At 70.9% G+C, this 1,662-nt stretch carries 2 pseudogenes; both read left to right on the forward strand.

Going from position 1 to position 1,662, the window contains the following annotated elements:
• Positions 1-231, forward strand: a pseudogene (locus NI18_RS25280) (hypothetical protein); the annotation flags it as partial.
• A gap of 115 nt (positions 232-346) precedes the next feature.
• Positions 347-1,662, forward strand: a pseudogene (locus NI18_RS19665) (NAD-glutamate dehydrogenase domain-containing protein); the annotation flags it as partial.

Here is a 1,662-nt window from a genome sequence, read left to right on the forward strand (position 1 = left end):
CGGCGCCCGACCGGGCCGAGTGCCGAATTCGCCGACCCCATAGCGGCGACCGGCCCGACCGATGGCCCGACACCCGACACGCTGGCGCATGTCGTGCTCCGGACCGATGCGGAGCCCGGCGCGATCGTCCTGCTCGTCGCCCGCGCGGGGGTGGATGGCGGGCTCGACATCATCGGCACGATCACCGACGACGCGGCCCTCACCGCGCAGGCGATGGCCGCGATCGGGTAGGCGAAAACCGTGTTCGCGCCGCGCCGTCGCGCATCCGAATGCTGCACCGCAACAGCGGTGTTCGCACCTGCCACAAGCCTTGAGGTCGTATGCTACCCGGCGCATAGGCGCGGTCATGGCTGATCTTTCCACGACGCTGACCGACGCGCTGGCCGCCCGGTTGACTGAACGCGCGCTTCCGGGCGAACTCAAGGACTTCGGCACGACGGAGGCGGCGCACGCCGCGGCTTTCGTCGTCGCCACGGCGCTTCGCCGCGACGATGGCGCGCCCGCCATCGCGCTCGAACCGATCAGCGCCGACGACACGCGCCGCCGCATGCGGCTGGCGATCGTCAACGACGACATGCCGTTCCTGGTCGATTCGATTTCCGCCGCGATCGCCGCGCAGGACATCGCGATCGATCGCATCATCCACCCGGTCGTTCACACGACGCGCAGCCCCGACGGCGTGCTCCAGGCGATCGGCGACACCGGCCCCGCCGAATCGATGATCTATCTCGAGATGGAGCGCGCGGATGCCCGCGATCGGCGCGGGCTGATCGAGGAACTGACCGGCGTGCTCGCCGATGTGCGCGCGGCGGTGAAGGACTGGCGCGCGATGCAGGGCGCGATGGCGACCGATATCGCGCTGCTCCACAGCGATGGCCCCGATGCGGAAGGCGCCGCGCTGCTGCGCTGGTTCCTCGACGGGCATCTGACGTTGCTCGGGCATCAGGTCTGGCACCGCGACGGCAGCGGCGGCGCCGCGCTCGGCATCGCGCGCAATCCGCATGCCGTGCCGATCCTGGCGGAGGCCTCACGCGCGCTCGCGATCCAGTGGTTCGAGGCGGGCAATCTCGCCCCCCTGCTGCTGAAGTCGAACCTGATCTCGACCGTCCACCGCGCCGTCCCGCTCGATCTGGTCGTGGTCCCGGTGATCGAGGGCGAGACGATCGCGGGACTGTCGATCTACAGCGGTCTGTGGACCAGCGCGGCGCTGGCGACGATGCCGCGCGACGTGCCGATCCTGCGCACGCGGCTCGCCGCGATGAAGGCGAAATTCGGCTTCGATCCGCGCGGCCATGCGGGCAAGGCGCTGACCCACGCATTCACCGCCCTGCCCCATGATCTGGTGATCGCGTTCGCGCCCGACGCGCTCGAGGAACTCGCACTGACCGCGATGAGCCTGGCCGACCGGCCGCGTCCCGCGCTGGTGCTGGTCGCATCGCCGCTCGGCCGCCATCTGTTCGGCTTCGTCTGGCTGCCGCGCGACGACGTCACGACCGGCCGCCGCGCCGCGATCGGCGAGATGCTCGCCGAGGCCGCGAATGCCACCGTGCTGAACTGGTCGATCGCGCTCGAGGACGGCGAGACCGCGATGCTGCGCTACACGCTCGACCTGCGCGGCGAAGGCCGCGTGCCCGACGTCGCGCCGCTCGCGCTCAGCTGCTG

It is taken from the genome of Sphingomonas sp. Ant20 (genome assembly GCF_000783375.1).
Taxonomy (GTDB): Bacteria; Pseudomonadota; Alphaproteobacteria; order Sphingomonadales; family Sphingomonadaceae; genus Sphingomonas; species Sphingomonas aerolata.